The 17,564-nt window shown below is 57.7% G+C and carries 16 protein-coding genes; 15 read left to right on the top strand and 1 reads right to left on the bottom strand.

Going from position 1 to position 17,564, the window contains the following annotated elements; all coding sequences use genetic code 11:
* Nucleotides 1–5 precede the first annotated feature (5 nt).
* On the bottom strand, nt 6–1,196 hold the full coding sequence (locus tag Q0816_RS10005) for an NnrS family protein (RefSeq protein ID WP_298850008.1): 1,191 nt from the start codon (nt 1,194–1,196) through the stop codon (nt 6–8).
* A gap of 244 nt (nt 1,197–1,440) precedes the next feature.
* On the opposite strand from Q0816_RS10005, the gene Q0816_RS10000 reads away from it, so the two are divergent.
* The 15 genes from Q0816_RS10000 to nosZ all read left to right on the top strand — a co-directional run bounded on the left by Q0816_RS10000 (nt 1,441) and on the right by nosZ (nt 17,563).
* Entirely contained in the window at nt 1,441–3,117 is a 1,677-nt protein-coding gene (locus Q0816_RS10000) for a cytochrome D1 domain-containing protein (RefSeq protein ID WP_298850006.1), read from the top strand.
* 124 nt (nt 3,118–3,241) lie between these two features.
* Complete coding sequence (locus Q0816_RS09995; RefSeq protein ID WP_298850004.1) at nt 3,242–5,026, top strand: NapC/NirT family cytochrome c; 1,785 nt, start codon at nt 3,242–3,244, stop codon at nt 5,024–5,026.
* Nucleotides 5,027–5,081: 55 nt separating this feature from the next.
* A complete protein-coding gene (locus Q0816_RS09990; RefSeq protein WP_298850002.1) occupies nt 5,082–5,483 on the top strand; it encodes a plastocyanin/azurin family copper-binding protein in 402 nt (133 codons plus the stop codon).
* A gap of 200 nt (nt 5,484–5,683) precedes the next feature.
* Entirely contained in the window at nt 5,684–6,445 is a 762-nt protein-coding gene (gene cobA, locus Q0816_RS09985) for a uroporphyrinogen-III C-methyltransferase (RefSeq protein ID WP_298850000.1), read from the top strand.
* On the top strand, nt 6,438–6,821 hold the full coding sequence (locus Q0816_RS26030) for a cytochrome c (protein ID WP_367180480.1): 384 nt from the start codon (nt 6,438–6,440) through the stop codon (nt 6,819–6,821). Before cobA ends, Q0816_RS26030 begins: the two co-directional genes overlap by 8 nt.
* The gene (locus Q0816_RS09975) at nt 6,818–7,963 is read left to right on the top strand and encodes a cytochrome D1 domain-containing protein (protein ID WP_298849999.1); all 1,146 of its coding nucleotides are present in this window, start codon (nt 6,818–6,820) and stop codon (nt 7,961–7,963) included. Before Q0816_RS26030 ends, Q0816_RS09975 begins: the two co-directional genes overlap by 4 nt.
* 3 nt (nt 7,964–7,966) lie before the next feature.
* On the top strand, nt 7,967–8,956 hold the full coding sequence (locus Q0816_RS09970) for an AsnC family transcriptional regulator (protein ID WP_298849998.1): 990 nt from the start codon (nt 7,967–7,969) through the stop codon (nt 8,954–8,956).
* Nucleotides 8,953–9,402 (top strand): Lrp/AsnC family transcriptional regulator, encoded by a 450-nt coding sequence (locus Q0816_RS09965; RefSeq protein WP_298849997.1) that lies wholly within the window; start codon nt 8,953–8,955, stop codon nt 9,400–9,402. The genes Q0816_RS09970 and Q0816_RS09965 overlap by 4 nt, the downstream gene beginning before the upstream one ends.
* A complete protein-coding gene (locus Q0816_RS09960) occupies nt 9,399–9,881 on the top strand; it encodes an Lrp/AsnC family transcriptional regulator (RefSeq protein WP_298849995.1) in 483 nt (160 codons plus the stop codon). Before Q0816_RS09965 ends, Q0816_RS09960 begins: the two co-directional genes overlap by 4 nt.
* A gap of 3 nt (nt 9,882–9,884) precedes the next feature.
* The gene (nirJ, locus tag Q0816_RS09955) at nt 9,885–11,099 is read left to right on the top strand and encodes a heme d1 biosynthesis radical SAM protein NirJ (RefSeq protein ID WP_298849994.1); all 1,215 of its coding nucleotides are present in this window, start codon (nt 9,885–9,887) and stop codon (nt 11,097–11,099) included.
* Nucleotides 11,100–11,190: 91 nt separating this feature from the next.
* A complete protein-coding gene (locus Q0816_RS09950) occupies nt 11,191–12,699 on the top strand; it encodes a nitrite reductase (protein WP_298850329.1) in 1,509 nt (502 codons plus the stop codon).
* Nucleotides 12,656–12,919 (top strand): hypothetical protein, encoded by a 264-nt coding sequence (locus Q0816_RS09945; RefSeq protein WP_298849993.1) that lies wholly within the window; start codon nt 12,656–12,658, stop codon nt 12,917–12,919. Before Q0816_RS09950 ends, Q0816_RS09945 begins: the two co-directional genes overlap by 44 nt.
* A gap of 89 nt (nt 12,920–13,008) precedes the next feature.
* Nucleotides 13,009–13,473, top strand: a complete 465-nt coding sequence (locus Q0816_RS09940; protein ID WP_298849992.1) for a DUF2946 family protein — start codon at nt 13,009–13,011, stop codon at nt 13,471–13,473.
* A 44-nt stretch (nt 13,474–13,517) separates the two neighbouring features.
* Complete coding sequence (locus tag Q0816_RS09935) at nt 13,518–15,641, top strand: NosR/NirI family protein (protein WP_298850327.1); 2,124 nt, start codon at nt 13,518–13,520, stop codon at nt 15,639–15,641.
* A gap of 14 nt (nt 15,642–15,655) precedes the next feature.
* Nucleotides 15,656–17,563 (top strand): TAT-dependent nitrous-oxide reductase, encoded by a 1,908-nt coding sequence (nosZ, locus tag Q0816_RS09930; RefSeq protein WP_050603724.1) that lies wholly within the window; start codon nt 15,656–15,658, stop codon nt 17,561–17,563.
* The last annotated feature ends 1 nt before the right edge of the window (nt 17,564 follow it).

Genomic DNA, 17,564 nt, shown 5'->3' with positions numbered 1-17,564 from the left:
TTTCCTCAGGACGCAATGCGCGGCCCTGTCAAAGCGGGCCACATTGCAATCAGGTAAAGCGCGATGGCACTGACCCATAGGCCGTCCGAAGCAAGCATAAATACCAGATACCCTTCATCAAACCCCGAACCAATCCAACGAAAAACGGCCGCTGCCGCCATCAACCCATAAGCCGTGACCATTGGCGGAGGTGCAACAAGAGAGCGACCACTATGGCCAAGGGCAGCGCGGCTCATGACTGCAAGGGTCATGCCTCCGACACATCCGATTCCCAGGATGTGCAATGCGCCAATTTCACTTCCCAGACCGATGACAGCCATCCCCCACAAAATCAGCCCCAAAGCCAACATACCCAGGCCCAGATGAAGGGCAATGAGGATAGGTTGGCGCATGGCCCATCCTGCCCTCCAACGCGCCATGCGCATCATTTGAACACTGCCCAGCATCAGGGCGCAGATACCTGTTATGGAACCGGATCCCAGTGTCAGAACAAGCAAAGGCAGCAACAGGGCCAAAATCATCGTTGCTTTGTCCAGAACAGCCACCGAAACAGGCCAGCTGGATTCGGGCAAGCCTGCCCGCTTCATTGCGTTGCGCGTAAAAGCGGGCGTGATCCGACCACCCAGAATTGCAATCATTGAGCACAACCCCAACAAACCCGTACGCACACCGGTATTCAGCGTGTCTGTTGTCATGTCTGTCCATTCCAGGTGAGCCATCAGATTGGCGATCCAGATCAGGGTCAGAAGGTAAAGGAACACCATATTTTGCGGTTTTGGGCGGAGGATCAATTGGCTTGTCACCTTGAAGGCCAGGATCGGAACAAAGCTCAGGTCAATAATTGCGACGACCACAGGGTTTAAGGCCCCCGAAAACCATACCGCCACGCGCCCGGCCACCCAGATCACCGCGACAACGGTGACAAAACGCGCCCGCGCTTCCGGTGCACCAGTCCAGTTAGGAACGGCTGTCAGAAAAAAGCCTCCCAACGCGGCGGTCGCATATCCGAAGATCATCTCATGCGCATGCCACATTGCCGGAGGCATCGCATAGCTTGGTTCAGCGTAAGGTAGAAGCTCGTCCAGCGACGCCAACCACACCCCCCAGACTATACCAACGAACACACCATACAGACCCGCAGAAAGGAAAAAGATCCGGAACCCCTCACTGAAAACGCGTGCGATTGCAGCTGACATGCCTGCTCTCCATAGCTTCTCCTGCCTTTAAGCAATGCCTAGTTCCGACAGAAGTCTGTGCCCTTAACCGAAATCAAGACTGGGAAAAACATGCAGCAGAAACACAGGAATTATTGCTGATTTTAGCCCTGGTTTTCCGTTCAAAGCGTTCAGTCTGCGTCCTTGCCGTTGACTTTGGTCAAGGATGACATCCTTGTGATGTTCCACTCTCGGCGGTGCCTCACCACGCAAATGGAGAGTGATCATGTCACTTGGAATCAGCTACAACAAAACCGGCCGCGCTTTTGGGGTCGGATTGGCAATGTTGTTGGGCAGCGTCGCTGCTCCGACTTTCGCCGAAGAGCCAACACTAAGCGAGGAAGCTTTTGAAGCATCCAAGCAGCTTTATTTTGAACAATGCGCGGGCTGCCACGGTGTGCTGCGCAAAGGCGCTACGGGCAAAAGCCTTGAACCTCATTGGAAAAAGACTGCAGCCGATGGCACCATAACCGAAGGCGGCACCTTGCAACTGGGGCAGGAACGTCTTGAAAAGATCATCGCCTGGGGTACCGAAGGCGGTATGAACAACTTCTCGGACATTATGACCGAGCAGGAAATCAAGGATATGGCGACTTATATCCAGATGGAGGCACCCAAGCCACCGGAAATGTCGCTGGAACAGATGATGGCGACCCGCAAGGTCTATGTCGAGGAAGAGGATTACCCGACCGAGCCGCTGCATGGCCGCAACTGGGAAAATTTCTTTGTCGTCATCGAACGTGACGTGGGCAAGGTGGCCGTGATCGACGGCGACACCAAAGAAGTGCTGACACATATTCCGACCGGCTATGCGGTGCACGTTCTGAAAGCGTCCGAGCACCATTCGATCACCGAACCGGAAAATCCCGGCCGCTTCTGGTACACCATGGGCCGCGACGGCAAGATGACCAAGATCGACCTCTGGCAGACGCCCGAGAACATGTTGGTTTCCGAAGTCAAGATTGCCTATGACGCACGCGACGTTGCCGTTTCCGGCGACGGGAAATACGTCATAGGTGGGGGTTACTGGCCGCCACATTTTGCAATCGTCGACGCACAGACAATGGAACCGGTCAAAGTCGTTTCGACCCGTGGCACCAATGTGGATGGCGAGTATGTGGAAGAAGCCCGTGTGGCCGCAATCTACACCACGCCAAACGAACCCACCTGGATCGTTGCCGTGAAAGAGCTGGGGCAGCTGTGGCAGGTTGACTATACCGACCTCGACAACCTGCGGATCGACAAGATCAACTCGGCCAAGTTCCTGCATGACGGGTTCTTCGACCCGACAGGCCGCTACTTCCAGATCGCCGCCAACGCGTCGAACAAGATGGTTGTTGTCGATACCGAAACCCACAAGCTTGAAGCGATGATCGACACTGCGGCCCTGCCGCACCCCGGACCGGGCGCCAACTGGGTCGACCCGAATTGTGGACCAGTGGCCGGCACGACCCACCTTGGTGTCGGTACCGTGACCGTCTGGGGCAACGATCCTGAAAACCGCCCGGATGACGCTTGGAAGGTTTGCTACGAAGTGGAAACCGACGGCCCCGGCCTGTTTGTCCGCACCCACCCGAATTCGGACTATATCTGGGCTGACCAGACCAAGCATCCCGAGCCGGAAGTGCAGCAATCGGTACAGGTCATCTCCAAAGAAACCGGCGAGATCGTGAAAACGATCCAGATCACCGAAGACGAAGGCAGCGCTGCAGTTCACTTCGAATTCAACGCTGACGGGACCGAGGTCTGGGTTTCCAAATGGAACCTGTCGGACTCGAAAGAACCGAACGGTCAGATCGTGATCTTCGACGCCAAGACGCTGGAAGAGATCGGTCGTATCGAAGGACTGTACGCTCCGACCGGCAAGTTCAACGTCTACAACCGGTCGAACCACGTCACCTGACGGGTTCGCATCCAACATCGGAAAGGGCGGGCCCCTCGCCCGCCCTTTCTTTGTTTAAGACATCAGCCAAACTCACCGGCCTGCCACCCAAGGCCAGACAAGACAGCCAAAACGGAGCCCGGATATGACCTCCGAACCGGATAAGAAAAAACCGATCTGGCGCCGGTATTTCCTGTGGGGAATGCCTGTGGCCGGTATCGCCGGGGCCTTTGCCGCCGGCATCATCTTCTGGGGCGGGTTCAACACCGCCATGGAAGCCACAAACACCAAGGATTTCTGTATTTCGTGCCACGAGATGCGCGATTTCGTTTACGAGGAATACACCGGTACAATTCACGACGTGAACCGTTCGGGCGTGGGCGCTGTCTGTTCCGACTGCCACGTGCCCAAAGACTGGACCCACAAGATGATCCGCAAGATCAAGGCGTCCAAAGAGCTGTATGGCAAGATGGTCGGAACCATCAACACCCGCGAAAAGTTCGAAGCCAAGCGTGTGCATCTGGCCATGAACGAATGGGAGCGGATGAAGTCCACCGACTCGCGCGAATGTCGCAACTGTCATGATTTCGAATCCATGATGCCCGAGTTCCAGAAGCCCCGCGCGCGTCAGCAGCACCTGAACGCTATGGAGATCGGCCAGACCTGTATCGACTGTCACAAGGGGATCGCACACTCGGATGCCCGCGACCGGGCAGAAGAAGAATACCTGGAAAAGCTTGAGGCCCCTAATCCGGCCTTTATCCGCCCGATTCCACCCGAATACATGGCCAGTCTTGAGCGGATCGAAGCTAAGGAAGCTGCTGAGGCCGAGGCCGAAAAAGCCGCCAAAAAAGCTCAGCAAGAGGCGGTGCAGGCGCAAATTGCAGCAGCAGTTGACGCGGCAGTGGCCGAAGAACGCGCCAATACCTCTGGCGATGCTGCCGCAGCGCCGGCAGGTGGTGGCAGTGATGTCGGTTCAGATATCGACTGGAATGCCGTCGCCAGTGCGGATCTGAAACTGTTCTACCCCGGCCAGGCCTCGTTTGAATGGGTACAGAATGGTAAATTCCACGGCGGGGCGCGTCCATTGACCAAAGGTGGTGATCAGTGCACAACCTGCCACGCCAAGGAACTGGACACGATCGGCAACAAAATCGTTGCTGGTGGCGAACTGGAGCCGACTCCGATCCCCGGAAAACGTGGCATCATCGATGCAACCGTTCAGGCTGCGCATGACGACGAAAACCTGTACATCCGTCTGCAATGGCCGGATGCGGGTCACAACCCGGCCCCGTTTGTTGATGGCGGCAAGATGGACCCCGACAACCAGATCAAGGTCGCGATGATGATCACTGGCACCGGCATCGAGCTGGGCGATCAAGTTGGCTGCTGGGCCTCGTGCCACGCAGACAATACCTATATGCCATTCGCCCCCGAGGCGGACGCGGTTGCTGCCAATGGCGACGTCGCGGGGCGTATGACAGCGCAAGACACAGTGACCAAATACATCAGCGAAAGCCGAACGGATGTCGAAGTCAAAGGCCGCCGTGGCAAGGCGCTGGGTGGCTGGGACAAGCTGCAGGCCGCTGAGCAGATCGAGCAGTATCTGGCCGATGGCACCTATCTTGATCTGATGCGTGTCTATGCCGATGGCAGCGCCACCAACGGCTATCTGTTGGAACAGCGCGTGGTCAACGATGGAGAGATTGCAGCTTCGGCCAACCTATCGGGCGGCATGTGGACAGTTGTGTTCGCCCGCCCACTGAACTCGGGTGCGCCGGGCGATGTACCGCTTGAGGCGGGTCAGTCCTACACTGTCGGCTTTGCGATCCACGACGATTTTTCCGCCGCCCGGTTCCACCACGTGACGCTGAACACCAGCCTCGCACTGGATGATGACGGCGCCGCGATCAACGTGGTCAAACAATAATGGATCGGGGCCGGATCACCCGGCCCCTGTCACTTTTGGAAAGGAGACATGGACCATGAAGCCCCAACGCCTTCTTCCCGCGCTGTTGTTTTTGGCCGCGCCCGCCTGGTCGGATGAAGTTTCTGAAATTTGCACCGAGGCGGAAGAGCGCTATGTCGAGCTGTTCGGTCAACCTTCGTCCACTGTCGAAGATGCCGAAGTGGTGTTGATGTATAAATATAATTTCTGCCCGTTCGAACTGACCGTGAAAGCGGGCACAACCGTCCGCTGGGTAAATGTCGACAAACGCACCAGCCATTCGGTTCTATTGAAGGACGGAAGCGAACCCGAAAGTGATCGTCTGTTCCCAGAGGAAGCGGTTGACCTGACCTTCCTCACACCCGGCCCACAGGACTATCTGTGCGGCCCGCATTGGGAGACACAGAACATGATCGGAATGGTCACCGTCGAACCCTGAAACAAGGTAAAATACGGGCAGGAAAAAAGGGGCGTGGGAGCAAATCCCGCGCTCCTTAACTTATGTCAAGGAGGTTGGTTTTCGATTGGGTCAATCTGCCCTCATGACACGCCCGGCTCACCCAGCAACGTCCTGCAAACACAGCGGATCTGCGCGAAATTGTCGGGTCTCGAAGACTTTCAGACCAAGCGAGTTTGCACATGAGCGGTAAGGTTTTTCTGATAGGAGCTGGTCCCGGCGATCCTGAGTTGATGACCCTTCGCGCACTGCGGATGCTGCAAGAAGCGGATGTAGTCGTTTATGACCGGCTGGTGTCTGCCGACATTCTGAATTTGCACGCGGACGGCGCGCGGCTGATCCCTGTCGGCAAAGCCCCCAAATGTCACACCGTCCCACAGGACCGCATCAACGAAATTCTGCTCGAAGAAGCCAGTGCAGGTCACACAGTTGCTCGGTTGAAGGGCGGCGATCCGATGATTTTTGGGCGAGGCTCGGAAGAGGCCGCCTATCTGATGGCCCACGGTGTTGCCGTCGAATACGCGCCGGGCATAACCGCAGCCCAGGGGGCATCTTGTTCGACAGGTGTACCACTGACCCATCGCGGACTGGCAACCTCGGTGCAATATGTCACCGGGCATCGGCAGGCTGACAAGGTGCTGGATCTGGATTGGAAACGTCTGGCCGATCCGGATTCGACGTTGGTGGTTTATATGGGTGTCGCCAACATAGGTCAGATCGCCATGGGCCTGATGACTGAAAACCTGCCAGGATCGACGCCGGTTCTGGCGGTGGGCAAAGCCACAACACTTGATGAACGTCGTCTTGTGTCACGGCTGGATCAACTGGCCACAGATGTACGCGCAGCCGAGCTTAAAGCGCCAACACTGTTTATCATCGGCAAGGTGGTTTCGCTTTGCGCGGATCGACCAGTGGCGGAGCTTCTGGAACAGGCCCATGGCTAAGCTCGGAAGAAGAGATCGAGGAATTGGTCCGACGCGTGCCGACAGGACGCCCGGACACTCGGGATGGGTCGCGCGAACTTTACTGACAACTGCAGTTCTGGCCGCAACCTCCGCTTTCGCGGCTGATGTTATCGACCCCGATACCCTGAAAAGACTTGTGCATCAGGATTGCGGTTCCTGTCATGGCTTATCCCTGAAAGGTGGTCTCGGTCCCGACCTGCGTAGCAAGACACTTGAACACTACGATGCAGACGTTTTGACCAACGTCATCCTCGACGGCATTCCGGACACGGCCATGCCCCCGTGGCGGCCCCTGATCAGCGAAGAAGAGGCCGAGTGGATTGCCCGTTACCTGCTGGAACAGGAGGCACAATGAAACATTTCATCCTTGGTCTTGCAGCCACACTGTTGATGACCACAGCTCAGGCTGAACCCACCGCGACAGGCGACCTTGGCCTTGTCATCGAACGCGCCAAAGGCTCGGTTCTGCTGGTGGATCAATCCGACCGTGCAGCTCTGGCCCGTATCGAAGGGTTGGGCGATCTGTCTCATGCTTCTCTGGTCTATTCACCCGATGAACGCTTTGCTTATGTCTTTGGACGCGACGGTGGGCTGACCAAGGTTGACATCGTCACCCGTCAAATCGTGAACCGTGTTGTGCAGGCAGGTAACGCTATTGGCGGAGCGATCTCGGACGATGGTACGCTTGTGGCTGTGTCGAACTATGAACCCGGTGGTGTACGCGTGTTTGGCGCGGACACACTGGAAATGATCGCCGACATCCCCACCGACAGTAAAACCATTGGTCTGGTCGATGCGCCGGGTCGGCGGTTCGTTTTCACCATGTGGGACACAGGTGAAACCTGGATTGCCGATTTCGCCAAAGGCGATCCCGAGATCACCAAAATTCCTGACATGGGCAAGAACCCTTATGACGCACTGATCACCGCCAACGGTCGCACCTATATCACCGGCCTGTTTGGCGAGGACGGCCTGACCGCGCTTGATCTGTGGTCGGACGATCCAGAACCCATCCGTGTTCTTCCCGATTACGGGCGTGGGCAGGAAGAAATGCCCGTCTACAAGATGCCCCATCTGGAAGGCTGGGCGCTGACCGGGCGCGAGTTTGTTCTGCCCGCCGTTGGCCATCACGAGGTTCTGTGGATCGACGCGGACACCCTGTCCGAAACCGGGCGCACCAAAACTCATGGTCAGCCGGTCTTTGCTATGGCACGTCCCGACGGGCGGCAGGTTTGGGTGAATTTTGCACACCCGCTGAACGATACGATTCAGGTGATCGACAGTGTCAGCAAAGAGATCATCCACGAATTCAAGCCCGGCCCCGCAGTCTTGCACATGGAGTTCACGCCGCGCGGGCATGAGGTCTGGATCAGCGTACGCGACGCCAACAAGGTCATGGTCTACGACACGCATAGCTTTGAAAAACTGCGCGAGATCGATGCAGACAGCCCATCAGGCATTTTCTTCACGGCTCGCGCCCACAGAACAGGGCTGTAGCGGATGCAACATATCACCGACCCGATCGACCGCCGCCTGCTGGATGAATTCCAACGCGACTTTCCAGTCATCGAGCGTCCATTTCAAGTTCTCGGAAACGCACTTGGGTTGGACGAAGCCGAAGTCATCCATCGCCTGTCCCGAATGCGTCATACCGGCCGCATCACGCGGGTCGGTGCCACCATCACGCCCGGCGCGGTCACCGCCAGCACTCTGGCAGCCGTGTCGGCTCCGGAAGATCGGTTGGAGGAGATCGCTGCCCTGATCGACGCTGAACCCGGCGTGAATCACAATTATCAACGCGAAGATGCTTGGAACCTCTGGTTTGTTGCGACGGGACCGGATCGAGCGCATGTCAACGATACCCTTGCGCGGATCAGCCGGTCCACTGGGTTGCAAGTGCTGGATTTGCGGTTGGTGCGCCCTTTCAACGTGGACCTTGGTTTTCGCATGACTGGAGGCGCCAAAAACGTGCCCACAGCGCGAAAGGTCGATACATCGGTCATGCGCGAAGGTGATCGTTGCCTGCTGCAGACTCTAAGCTCCGGGTTGACGCTGGTCACGAAACCTTACGCGGCGCTGGCCCGTTCGTTGAACAGAAATGCCGACGACGTGATGGCGCGGGTCGTTGCTTTGCACGCCGCAGGGATCATCTCGCGGCTTGGCGTCATCGTGCGTCACCGGGCGCTTGGCTGGTCGGCAAATGCGATGGTGGTCTGGGATCTGCCGACGGAGCAGATCGACACCGCCGGACCCGCTTTGGCCGCCTATCCCGGAGTGACATTGTGCTACGAGCGCAACCCGGTTCCAGATGTCTGGCCATATCGCCTTTATTCCATGATCCACGCCCGGACCCGCAACGAGGCTCAGGACGTTCTGGCCGGAGCGATTGCTCTGCCCGAACTGGCCGGGGCGCGGAATAAGGTCCTTTTCTCAACCCGCTGTTTCAAACAAACCGGTGCGCTGATTCAAGCCAAGGAGGCCGCTGCATGATGCTGGACCAAACTGACCGTGCGATCCTGAATCGTGTACAAGACGATCTGCCACTGACTTCGCATCCTTACGCGGCGGTGGCTGAAGAGCTTGGCCTGTCTGAGGCCGAATTGCTGACGCGCCTGACACGCATGAAAGAAGACCGTGTCATCACGCGCTTTGGTCCGTTTTTCGACGCTGCTGCCATGGGCGGGGCCTTCTGCCTGTGTGCCATGGCTGTTCCGGCCGAGAGTTTTGAAACCGTCCTGACCAAAGTCAATGCGCATCCCGAGGTGGCCCATAATTATGAACGCACGCATCGGCTGAACATGTGGTTCGTGCTGGCCACCGAAACGCCCGAGGGGATCAAAGGCACTGCCGATGCCATCGAACAGGAAACGGGGATCAAGGTTCTCTGTTTCCCCAAACTTCAGGAATTCTTTATCGGTTTCCGGGTGGCGGCATGATCGACGCAACAGACAGACAGATAATTCGGGCGCTGCAGGGGGGACTGCCCCTGACCCCAACCCCGTATGCTCAGGTCGCCTATGATCTGGGACTTCTGGAATCTGACCTGCTTGAAAGGCTCGCAGCCCTCAAAACACGCGGTGTGATCCGCCGCATTGCTGCGGCACCCAACCACTACAAACTTGGCATGACCTCGAACGGCATGACTGTCTGGGATGTAGAAGATGCCAGCATCACCAAGCTGGGTGCAAAGATCGGCGCCCTGCCCTTCGTGACCCATTGCTACCAACGGCCCCGCGCATTGCCGGATTGGCCGTATAATCTGTTTGCTATGGTACATGGCACCGACAGAACCGAAGTCGAAGAAAAACGGGCCGAGATTGCCGCCATTCTGGGCGATGCCTGCCGAGCCAAAGATATCCTTTATTCCACGCGCATTCTGAAAAAGACCGGGCTGCGCCTGAAACAGAAAGGCTGAGACATGTTCCGCCTGACCGAATACATGCACCAGTTGGTCAAACCTACACCGGTGCGCAAACGCCGCCCGGGACCGGTGAAGCCTGTGGTGATCTGGAACCTGACGCGGCGCTGTAATCTGAAATGCCGCCATTGCTATACCGTCTCGGCGGATGTCGCGTTCCCGGGTGAGCTCAGCCATGAGCAAGCCATGGTAACCCTTGAGGATCTTGGCCAATTTCGCGTCCCGGCCTTGATCCTCTCGGGTGGGGAACCTCTGGACCGGTTCGATTTTTTTGACATTGCAAAACGCGCGCGCGAACTGGTGCCGATGCTGGCCTTGTCGACCAACGGCACACGTATTTACGACGAAACCGCCGACATGATTGCCGATGTGGGTTTCAACTATGTTGGCATTTCTCTCGACGGGATTGGGGCCACGAATGATTGGTTCCGCGGTGTCGAGGGTGCCTTTGCCGACGCCCTGCGTGGCGTGCGTGAATGCAAGAAACGTGGCATCAAGGTCGGCCTGCGGTTCTGCCTGACCGAGGGCACGCAGCATCACTTGCCGGATCTGTTGAAGCTTTGTGATGTTGAAGGCGTCGACAAGTTCTACCTGTCTCATCTTGTCTATGCCGGGCGTGGTGACAAGAACCGGGGTGAAGACGCCGAGCATCTGCGCACCCGCAAAGGTCTTGACCTGCTGCTGGAGCGTGCGTGGGAAGCCGCATCAGGTGGTCGTCCATTGGACATAGTGACTGGAAACAACGACGCTGACGCGGGATATTTCCTGAACTGGATCCGCGCGCATTTCGACGCTGAAAAAGCAGCGCACGTACGCGAGCATCTGGCCGCATGGGGCGGAAATTCCAGCGGTTTGGGCGTTGCCAATATCGACAATCTTGGCCGGGTCCACCCTGACACGTATTGGTCCGATTACACGGTCGGTAATGTAAAGACTAAACCGTTTTCCGATCTTTGGACCAGCGATGATCCGATGCTCGTTATGCTCCGCACTCGGCCACGCCCGCTGAAGGGTCGCTGTGGTGCCTGCGACTTGAAGGACGTTTGCGGAGGCAATACCCGCATACGCGCCTTGCAATTGACCGGTGACCCATGGGCCGAGGACCCGGCCTGCTACTTGTCAAACGAAGAAATCGGTGTGGATGACGCAGGAGAACGCCTGAAAGTCACACCGTTCCGGGGGAAAAGCCATGATCCGGCGCATCAGTTCTTTTGATAGCCCGTCCCAGTTCCGTCAAATCGTGACCCCTGTGGCGCGTGCAGGAGCCTCCGGCGGGAGTATTTGGAAAAAGTTGAAGATCGGGCTGATGTGTTCAGTTCTGAGCATTGGCGCGGCCTGGGCTGATGCGCCCTCGGATTACGCTGAACACTGCGCTTCGTGCCACGGAGAGAACCGCTTGGGCGGCGTTGGGCCGGCTTTGATCCCCGAGACTTTGAAGCGGATGCGGGGGCCGCGGGTTGCGGCGGTGATCGCCGAGGGCCGCACTGCGACGCAGATGCCTGCGTTTTCACATGAACTCGACGCGTTGCAGATCGAGGAACTGGCGGGGTGGCTGAAATCTCCGCTCGAGAGCAACCCAGAATGGGGCGAATCTGACATCATGGCCAGCCGCACTCTGGACGAGGATTACGCCCCGGTCGGAGCACCCGTGTGGGACAGTGACCCGATGAACATCACACTGGTGGTTGAGACTGGCGACCATCATGTCAGCGTTCTGGACGGCGACACGTTTGAAGTGCTCGACCGGTTCGAGACCCCCTTTGCCGTTCATGGCGGGCCGAAATTCAGCCCCGATGGCCGGTACGTCTTTATCATGTCCCGCGATGGCTGGGTCCAGAAATACGACATCTGGGCGTTGAAACAGGTTGGACGTGTGCGCGCGGGCCTCAACAGCCGCAACATTGCCATGTCAGGTGACGGAAAATGGGTCGCCGTTGCGAATTACCTGCCCAACAGCCTGACCCTGCTGTCGACCGAGGACCTATCGGTAGCCACCGTCATTGAAGTCAAAAGCAAGAAAGGAGTGCCCAGCCGTGTGTCTGCCGTGTATCAGGCACCGCCACGGGAAAGCTTTGTGCTGGCGTTGAAAGATGTGCCAGAGATCTGGGAAGTATTCTACGGGGCCAACCCGCCGCAATTTGGTATCGGGCACGATTTCCGTATCGAAGGTCAGTTCAAGAATCCCGACCCCTTCCCAGTGCGCAAAATCACCACACCAGACTATCTGGACGATTTCTTCTTCGACCAGAGCTATGAATACGTCATGGGTGCGTCGCGCGACGGCAAAGGCGGCCAAGTGATCGATCTGGTGATCGGTCAAAAAATTGCTGATCTGGACCTTCCGGGGATGCCGCACCTGGGCTCGGGTATCACATGGGAACATGGTGATACGACCGTGATGGCGACGCCACACCTGACCGATGGCACTGTGTCGGTGATCGACATGGAAAGCTGGGAGACTGTCAAGAGGATCAAGACCGAAGGACCTGGATTCTTCATGCGCAGCCATGAGAATTCGTCTTATGTCTGGGCCGATGTCTTCTTCGGCCCCAACAAGGACGCCATGCACGTCATCGACAAGCAAAGCCTTGAAATCGTGAAAACTCTGCGCCCCGCCCCCGGTAAAACCGTGGCTCACGTGGAGTTCACCATGGATGGCAGCCATGCGCTGGTTTCGATCTGGGAAGATGATGGTGCGGTGATCGTCTATGACGCGCAAACACTGGAAGAAGTGCGCCGCCTGCCGATGCGCAAACCTTCGGGGAAATATAATGTCTGGAACAAAATCACCTTCTCGGAAGGAACCAGCCACTGATGGCAAGTGGCCGGTTTGGAAACTGGCCATCTTGCTGTACCCGGCCACGGCGCTAACCGTGGCCATCAACTTGTTTTTGCTGGGTCTGATACTGCACAGCGCCGGGTTTGGCGTGATCCGACCGGTTCCGGCGATCCTGTGGTCGATTCCGCTGGGAATTCCAGCTACTTGGCTGGCTGGCCGGTGGGTGCGTGGACTGATGGACGAGGCCGACGGATAGGGGCGATTTTTCAAGTACCTGACCTAAGTCAAGTCTCCGCCTGAGAGAATCCCATAGGGTCCGGGAAAGAACGCCGAGTTGGATTCTCAATGCCTGCCTTCCGCCCTCCGCATAACCTGTTTGATCGCGTGTCCCGCGCGGTGTGCGGCTTGGTGGGCATATTCCTGCTGCTTATGCAAATGCTTGGCCCGGTGCTGGCGAGTCCCGGGGACAGCATGTGGATTGAGATCTGCTCGGAGGCAGGGGCGGTCTGGGTCGAAGTTGATCTTGAGGAAGACACCAATGACCCGACCGCGCCCTGTCCGAAATGCGCCGATTGTGCGCTATGCGCGGTTACCACGGCAGCACCGCTGCCTGACCTGCATCAGTTGGCACAAGCCGGAAATGTGCAGATCGCACCCTCTGCAAACAGAGGTCTGTGCGTTTTGTACAACTCGAAACGACTGTGGCCCGAAACCCGAGGGCCCCCGTTCGCGACCCAAGATGAATCTGAACGCGCCCTGCGCGCGTCCGTGGCGTTCACCCAAGTAATCGGAGGTGCGCCGTGGTCGTAAGACGCGCAATCCATTTCCTGCTGGCTTTCACTCTGTCCTGCCTGATGGCGATCAGCGCCCATGCCGACAGCCTGGCCAGTTTCCTGCCCGACATTGAACCCGCCGACCTGGCCCCCGGTGCCGATGCCTTTGGGCCGGTGCGGGATGACGTGAAAGTCGCGCCCGTCCTGAAGAGTGGCGAGACCATTGCCTGGGCGTTCCTGACATCTGATTTTGTCGGTACAACCGGGTATTCGGGCAAGCCTATTCACGTGGTCGCCGCCATTGATGACGAGGCTATTTTAACCGGCGTGCAACTGGTCAAACACTCGGAACCCATCGTTCTGATCGGCATACCCAATTCCCGTATGGTTGAATTGACCGAAGGCTATGCCGGGCTCGACCTCAAGCGTGAGGCCGAAACCGGCGGCGAAGGGCATGATCTTGACATCATCTCGGGCGCGACGGTCACGATCATGGTGATTGATGACAGTCTTGTGCGTGGCGGCATCAAGGTGGCGCGCGCGCTGGGTCTGGGAGGCCTGTCGCCGTTGCTGGCCGATGGGCCGAAACGCGAAGTCGATATGGCGCAGGATGGCGTATTTGACTGGTCCACCCTGTCGGGTGATGGATCGGTGCGGCGGCTGACGCTGGATATCGGTCAGGTCAATGCCGCGTTCGAGGCGACAGGCGATCAGCGCGCCATCAACCGCCCCGAACCGGGTGAGCCTGATGACACCTTTATCGACATGCATATGGCGCTGGTCTCGGTTCCATCAATCGGCAAATCCCTGCTGGGCGAGGCCGAGTATCAAAACCTGACCGAGTGGCTGGAAGAAGGCGAACAAGCCATTCTGGTGCTGGGACGCGGAGCTTATAGTTTTAAAGGATCTGGCTATGTGCGCGGCGGAATTTTTGACCGTATTCAGCTGATTCAAGGCGACAATTCGGTGCGGTTCTTCGACAAGCAGCAAGAGCGTCTTGGCAAAGTCGCGGCCCCTGATGCGCCAAGTTTCACCGAACTGGATATCTTCAAGATCCCCGTCGATGCCGAGTTCAACCCGGCTGAGCCCTTCCGTCTGCAACTTCTGGTTCAACGGGCCGTCGGAGCGGTTGAGAAAACCTTTCTGACCTTCGATCTGGGCTATAAACTGCCCGAGCAGTACCTGCTGCCCGTTACAGCCCCGGCTGTGGTGAACGATGCAACCGGCGAAGCTGCGGCCAAGGCCGCCTTGTGGCAACGCATCTGGAAGGACCGCACGGTTGAGATCGGCGTTCTTGGCGTCATGCTTCTGGTGCTGAGTGCGACGTTCTTCTTCCAGTTCCACGCCACGATGAATGCGCGGTTCTTCTACTGGTTCCGCATTGGCTATCTGACCATGACCCTGTTCTTCATCGGCTGGTACGCCAATGCGCAGCTGAGCGTGGTGAACCTGATGGCGTTGGCGGGTAGCTTGCGCAGCGGATTTAGCTGGGACGCATTCCTGCTGGACCCGCTGGTCTTTATCCAGTGGTTCGCCGTCGCGGCCGCGCTGCTGTTCTGGGGACGCGGCGCCTACTGCGGCTGGCTGTGCCCGTTTGGTGCCTTGCAGGAACTGACCAACAAGATCGCGCGTGCGCTGAAAGTGCCGCAATGGACCCTACCCTGGGGCCTGAACGAACGCCTCTGGCCCGCAAAATACATGATCTTCCTTGGGCTTTTCGGTCTCAGCTTTGTCTCGATCCCGCTGGCCGAGAAATATGCAGAGATCGAGCCGTTCAAGACCGCGATCATTCTGAAATTCATGCGCGACTGGCCTTTCGTGGTCTTTGCGCTGCTCCTGCTGGGGATCGGGCTGTTCATCGAACGGTTCTATTGCCGCTATCTCTGCCCGCTGGGTGGAGCTTTGGCGATCCCTGCCCGCATGCGCATGTTCGACTGGCTGCGCCGCTACAAGGATTGCGGCACCCCCTGTCAGACCTGCGCCAATGAATGCCCCGTTCAGGCGATCCACCCCACAGGTGAGATCAATCCGAACGAGTGCGTCACCTGCCTGCATTGTCAGGTGCTCTACCAGTCCGAGGACAAATGTCCCGTCGTTATCCGCCAGTTGAAACGGCGGGCCAAGACAGGGTCGGTCGATCTCAAGACCCCCCTCGGACAGCCACCGGCGAACCATCCGAACGCCAAACCGCAATCCGTTTCCTAAAAGGAGGAACGATCATGTCGGAACATGACAAGAAACTAACCGTCACACGCCGAGGGATGCTGGGTGCAACAGCAACCGGCGCCGTATTGGCCGGGACCGGTCTGGGCTCGACCCTGATGACTGCGAAAGAGGCCAGCGCTGCCGCCAATGCCAATTTGCAGCCCGGTGAACTGGACGAATATTACGGCTTCTGGTCTTCAGGTCAGACCGGCGAATTGCGCATCCTGGGTTTCCCGTCCATGCGCGAGCTGATGCGCGTACCGGTGTTTAACCGCTGCTCGGCCACTGGTTGGGGTCAGACCAACGAATCGCTGAAGATCATGACCGACGGTCTTCTGCCTGAAACCAAAGAGTTTCTCGCCAAGCGCGGCATGAAAACCTATGATAACGGCGACCTTCACCACCCGCATATGTCGTTCACCGACGGCACCTATGATGGCCGTTACCTGTTCATGAATGACAAGGCCAACACCCGCGTTGCTCGTGTGCGTTGCGACGTGATGAAATGCGACAAGATCACCGAGATTCCGAACGCCAAGGCGATCCACGGTCTGCGTCCGCAAAAATTCCCGCGTACCGGTTATGTCTTTGCCAATGGTGAAGATGAAACGCCTCTGGTCAATGACGGCAGCGTGCTGGATGATCCGTCGCAATACGTGAACATCTTCACCGCGCTGGACGGCGACACCATGGAAGTCGCGTGGCAGGTGATCGTTTCGGGGAACCTCGACAACACCGACTGTGATTATCAGGGTAAATACGCCTATTCGACCTCGTACAACTCGGAAATGGGTATGAACCTGGCCGAGATGACCGAGAATGAACTGGACCACGTCGTTGTCTTCAACCTCGCGGAAATCGAAGCGGGTATCGAAGCCGGCGACTATCAGGAACTGAAAGGCGTCAAGGTTCTGGACGGCCGTAAGGGTCAGAACAAGAAGTACACCCGCTACATCCCGATCCCGAACTCGCCTCACGGCATTAACACTGCGCCCGACGGCAAGCACGTCTGCATCAATGGTAAGCTGTCGCCGACCGTGTCGATCATGGATGTGACCAAGCTGGACGCGTTGTTCGAAAGCGATGCCGACCCGCGGTCGTGCATCGTGGGTGAACCGCAGCTGGGTCTTGGCCCGCTTCACACTGCTTATGACGGTCAGGGCAATGCGTTCACCACACTGTTCCTCGACAGTCAGATCGTTAAGTGGAATCTCGACAAGGCAATCGAGGCTTACGGCGGCGCTGATGTGGACCCGATCATCTCGAAGGTCGATGTGCATTATCAACCGGGCCACAACTCGACCACCATGGGTGAAACCAAGGAGGCAGATGGCAAGTGGCTGATTTCGATGAACAAGTTCTCGAAAGACCGGTTCCTGAACACGGGTCCGCTCAAGCCTGAGAACGAGCAGTTGATCGATATCTCATCGAACGAGATGAAAGTGGTGCACGACGGCCCAACCTTTGCCGAGCCGCATGACTCGATCATGGTTCGTGCTGACATCGTTAATCCGGTCAACGTGTGGGATCGGAACGATGTCACGTGGGAAGACGCCCGGAAACAGGCCGAGGCAGATGGCATCGATCTGGAAGAAGGCGCCGAGGAACCGATCCGGGATGGCAACAAGGTGCGGGTCTACATGACTTCGCAGGCACCGACCTTCAGCCTTGAGAAGTTCACCGTCAAACAGGGTGACGAGGTGACTGTTTACATCACCAACCTGGATGACGTGGACGATGTGACCCACGGTTTCTGCCTGGGTAACTACGGTATCGCAATGGAAGTTGCACCGCTGGCAACCGCCTCGGTCACCTTCACCGCTGACCGTCCGGGCGTACACTGGTTCTATTGCCAGTGGTTCTGCCACGCGCTGCACATGGAAATGCGCGGCCGGATGCTGGTCGAACCGCAGGGAGCATAAC

Source organism: uncultured Ruegeria sp. (assembly GCF_947497005.1).
Lineage (GTDB): Bacteria > Pseudomonadota > Alphaproteobacteria > Rhodobacterales > Rhodobacteraceae > Ruegeria.
Note: the sequence above shows the minus strand (reverse complement) of the source record. Positions and strands in the feature narration are given on the sequence as shown.

Excerpts from the sequence above, each read along its gene's own strand:
- Q0816_RS09935 (WP_298850327.1), top strand. The coding sequence starts at position 13,518 with ATGGCGATCAGCGCCCATGCCGACAGCCTGGCCAGTTTCCTGCCCGAC.
- nirJ (WP_298849994.1), top strand. The coding sequence starts at position 9,885 with ATGTTCCGCCTGACCGAATACATGCACCAGTTGGTCAAACCTACACCG.
- Q0816_RS09950 (WP_298850329.1), top strand. The coding sequence starts at position 11,191 with ATGTGTTCAGTTCTGAGCATTGGCGCGGCCTGGGCTGATGCGCCCTCG.
- Q0816_RS09965 (WP_298849997.1), top strand. The coding sequence starts at position 8,953 with ATGATGCTGGACCAAACTGACCGTGCGATCCTGAATCGTGTACAAGAC.
- Q0816_RS09970 (WP_298849998.1), top strand. The coding sequence starts at position 7,967 with ATGCAACATATCACCGACCCGATCGACCGCCGCCTGCTGGATGAATTC.
- Q0816_RS09990 (WP_298850002.1), top strand. The coding sequence starts at position 5,082 with ATGAAGCCCCAACGCCTTCTTCCCGCGCTGTTGTTTTTGGCCGCGCCC.
- Q0816_RS09995 (WP_298850004.1), top strand. The coding sequence starts at position 3,242 with ATGACCTCCGAACCGGATAAGAAAAAACCGATCTGGCGCCGGTATTTC.
- Q0816_RS09975 (WP_298849999.1), top strand. The coding sequence starts at position 6,818 with ATGAAACATTTCATCCTTGGTCTTGCAGCCACACTGTTGATGACCACA.
- nosZ (WP_050603724.1), top strand. The coding sequence starts at position 15,656 with ATGTCGGAACATGACAAGAAACTAACCGTCACACGCCGAGGGATGCTG.
- Q0816_RS09960 (WP_298849995.1), top strand. The coding sequence starts at position 9,399 with ATGATCGACGCAACAGACAGACAGATAATTCGGGCGCTGCAGGGGGGA.
- Q0816_RS26030 (WP_367180480.1), top strand. The coding sequence starts at position 6,438 with ATGGCTAAGCTCGGAAGAAGAGATCGAGGAATTGGTCCGACGCGTGCC.
- Q0816_RS10005 (WP_298850008.1), bottom strand. The coding sequence starts at position 1,196 with ATGTCAGCTGCAATCGCACGCGTTTTCAGTGAGGGGTTCCGGATCTTT.
- cobA (WP_298850000.1), top strand. The coding sequence starts at position 5,684 with ATGAGCGGTAAGGTTTTTCTGATAGGAGCTGGTCCCGGCGATCCTGAG.
- Q0816_RS09945 (WP_298849993.1), top strand. The coding sequence starts at position 12,656 with ATGTCTGGAACAAAATCACCTTCTCGGAAGGAACCAGCCACTGATGGC.
- Q0816_RS10000 (WP_298850006.1), top strand. The coding sequence starts at position 1,441 with ATGTCACTTGGAATCAGCTACAACAAAACCGGCCGCGCTTTTGGGGTC.
- Q0816_RS09940 (WP_298849992.1), top strand. The coding sequence starts at position 13,009 with ATGCCTGCCTTCCGCCCTCCGCATAACCTGTTTGATCGCGTGTCCCGC.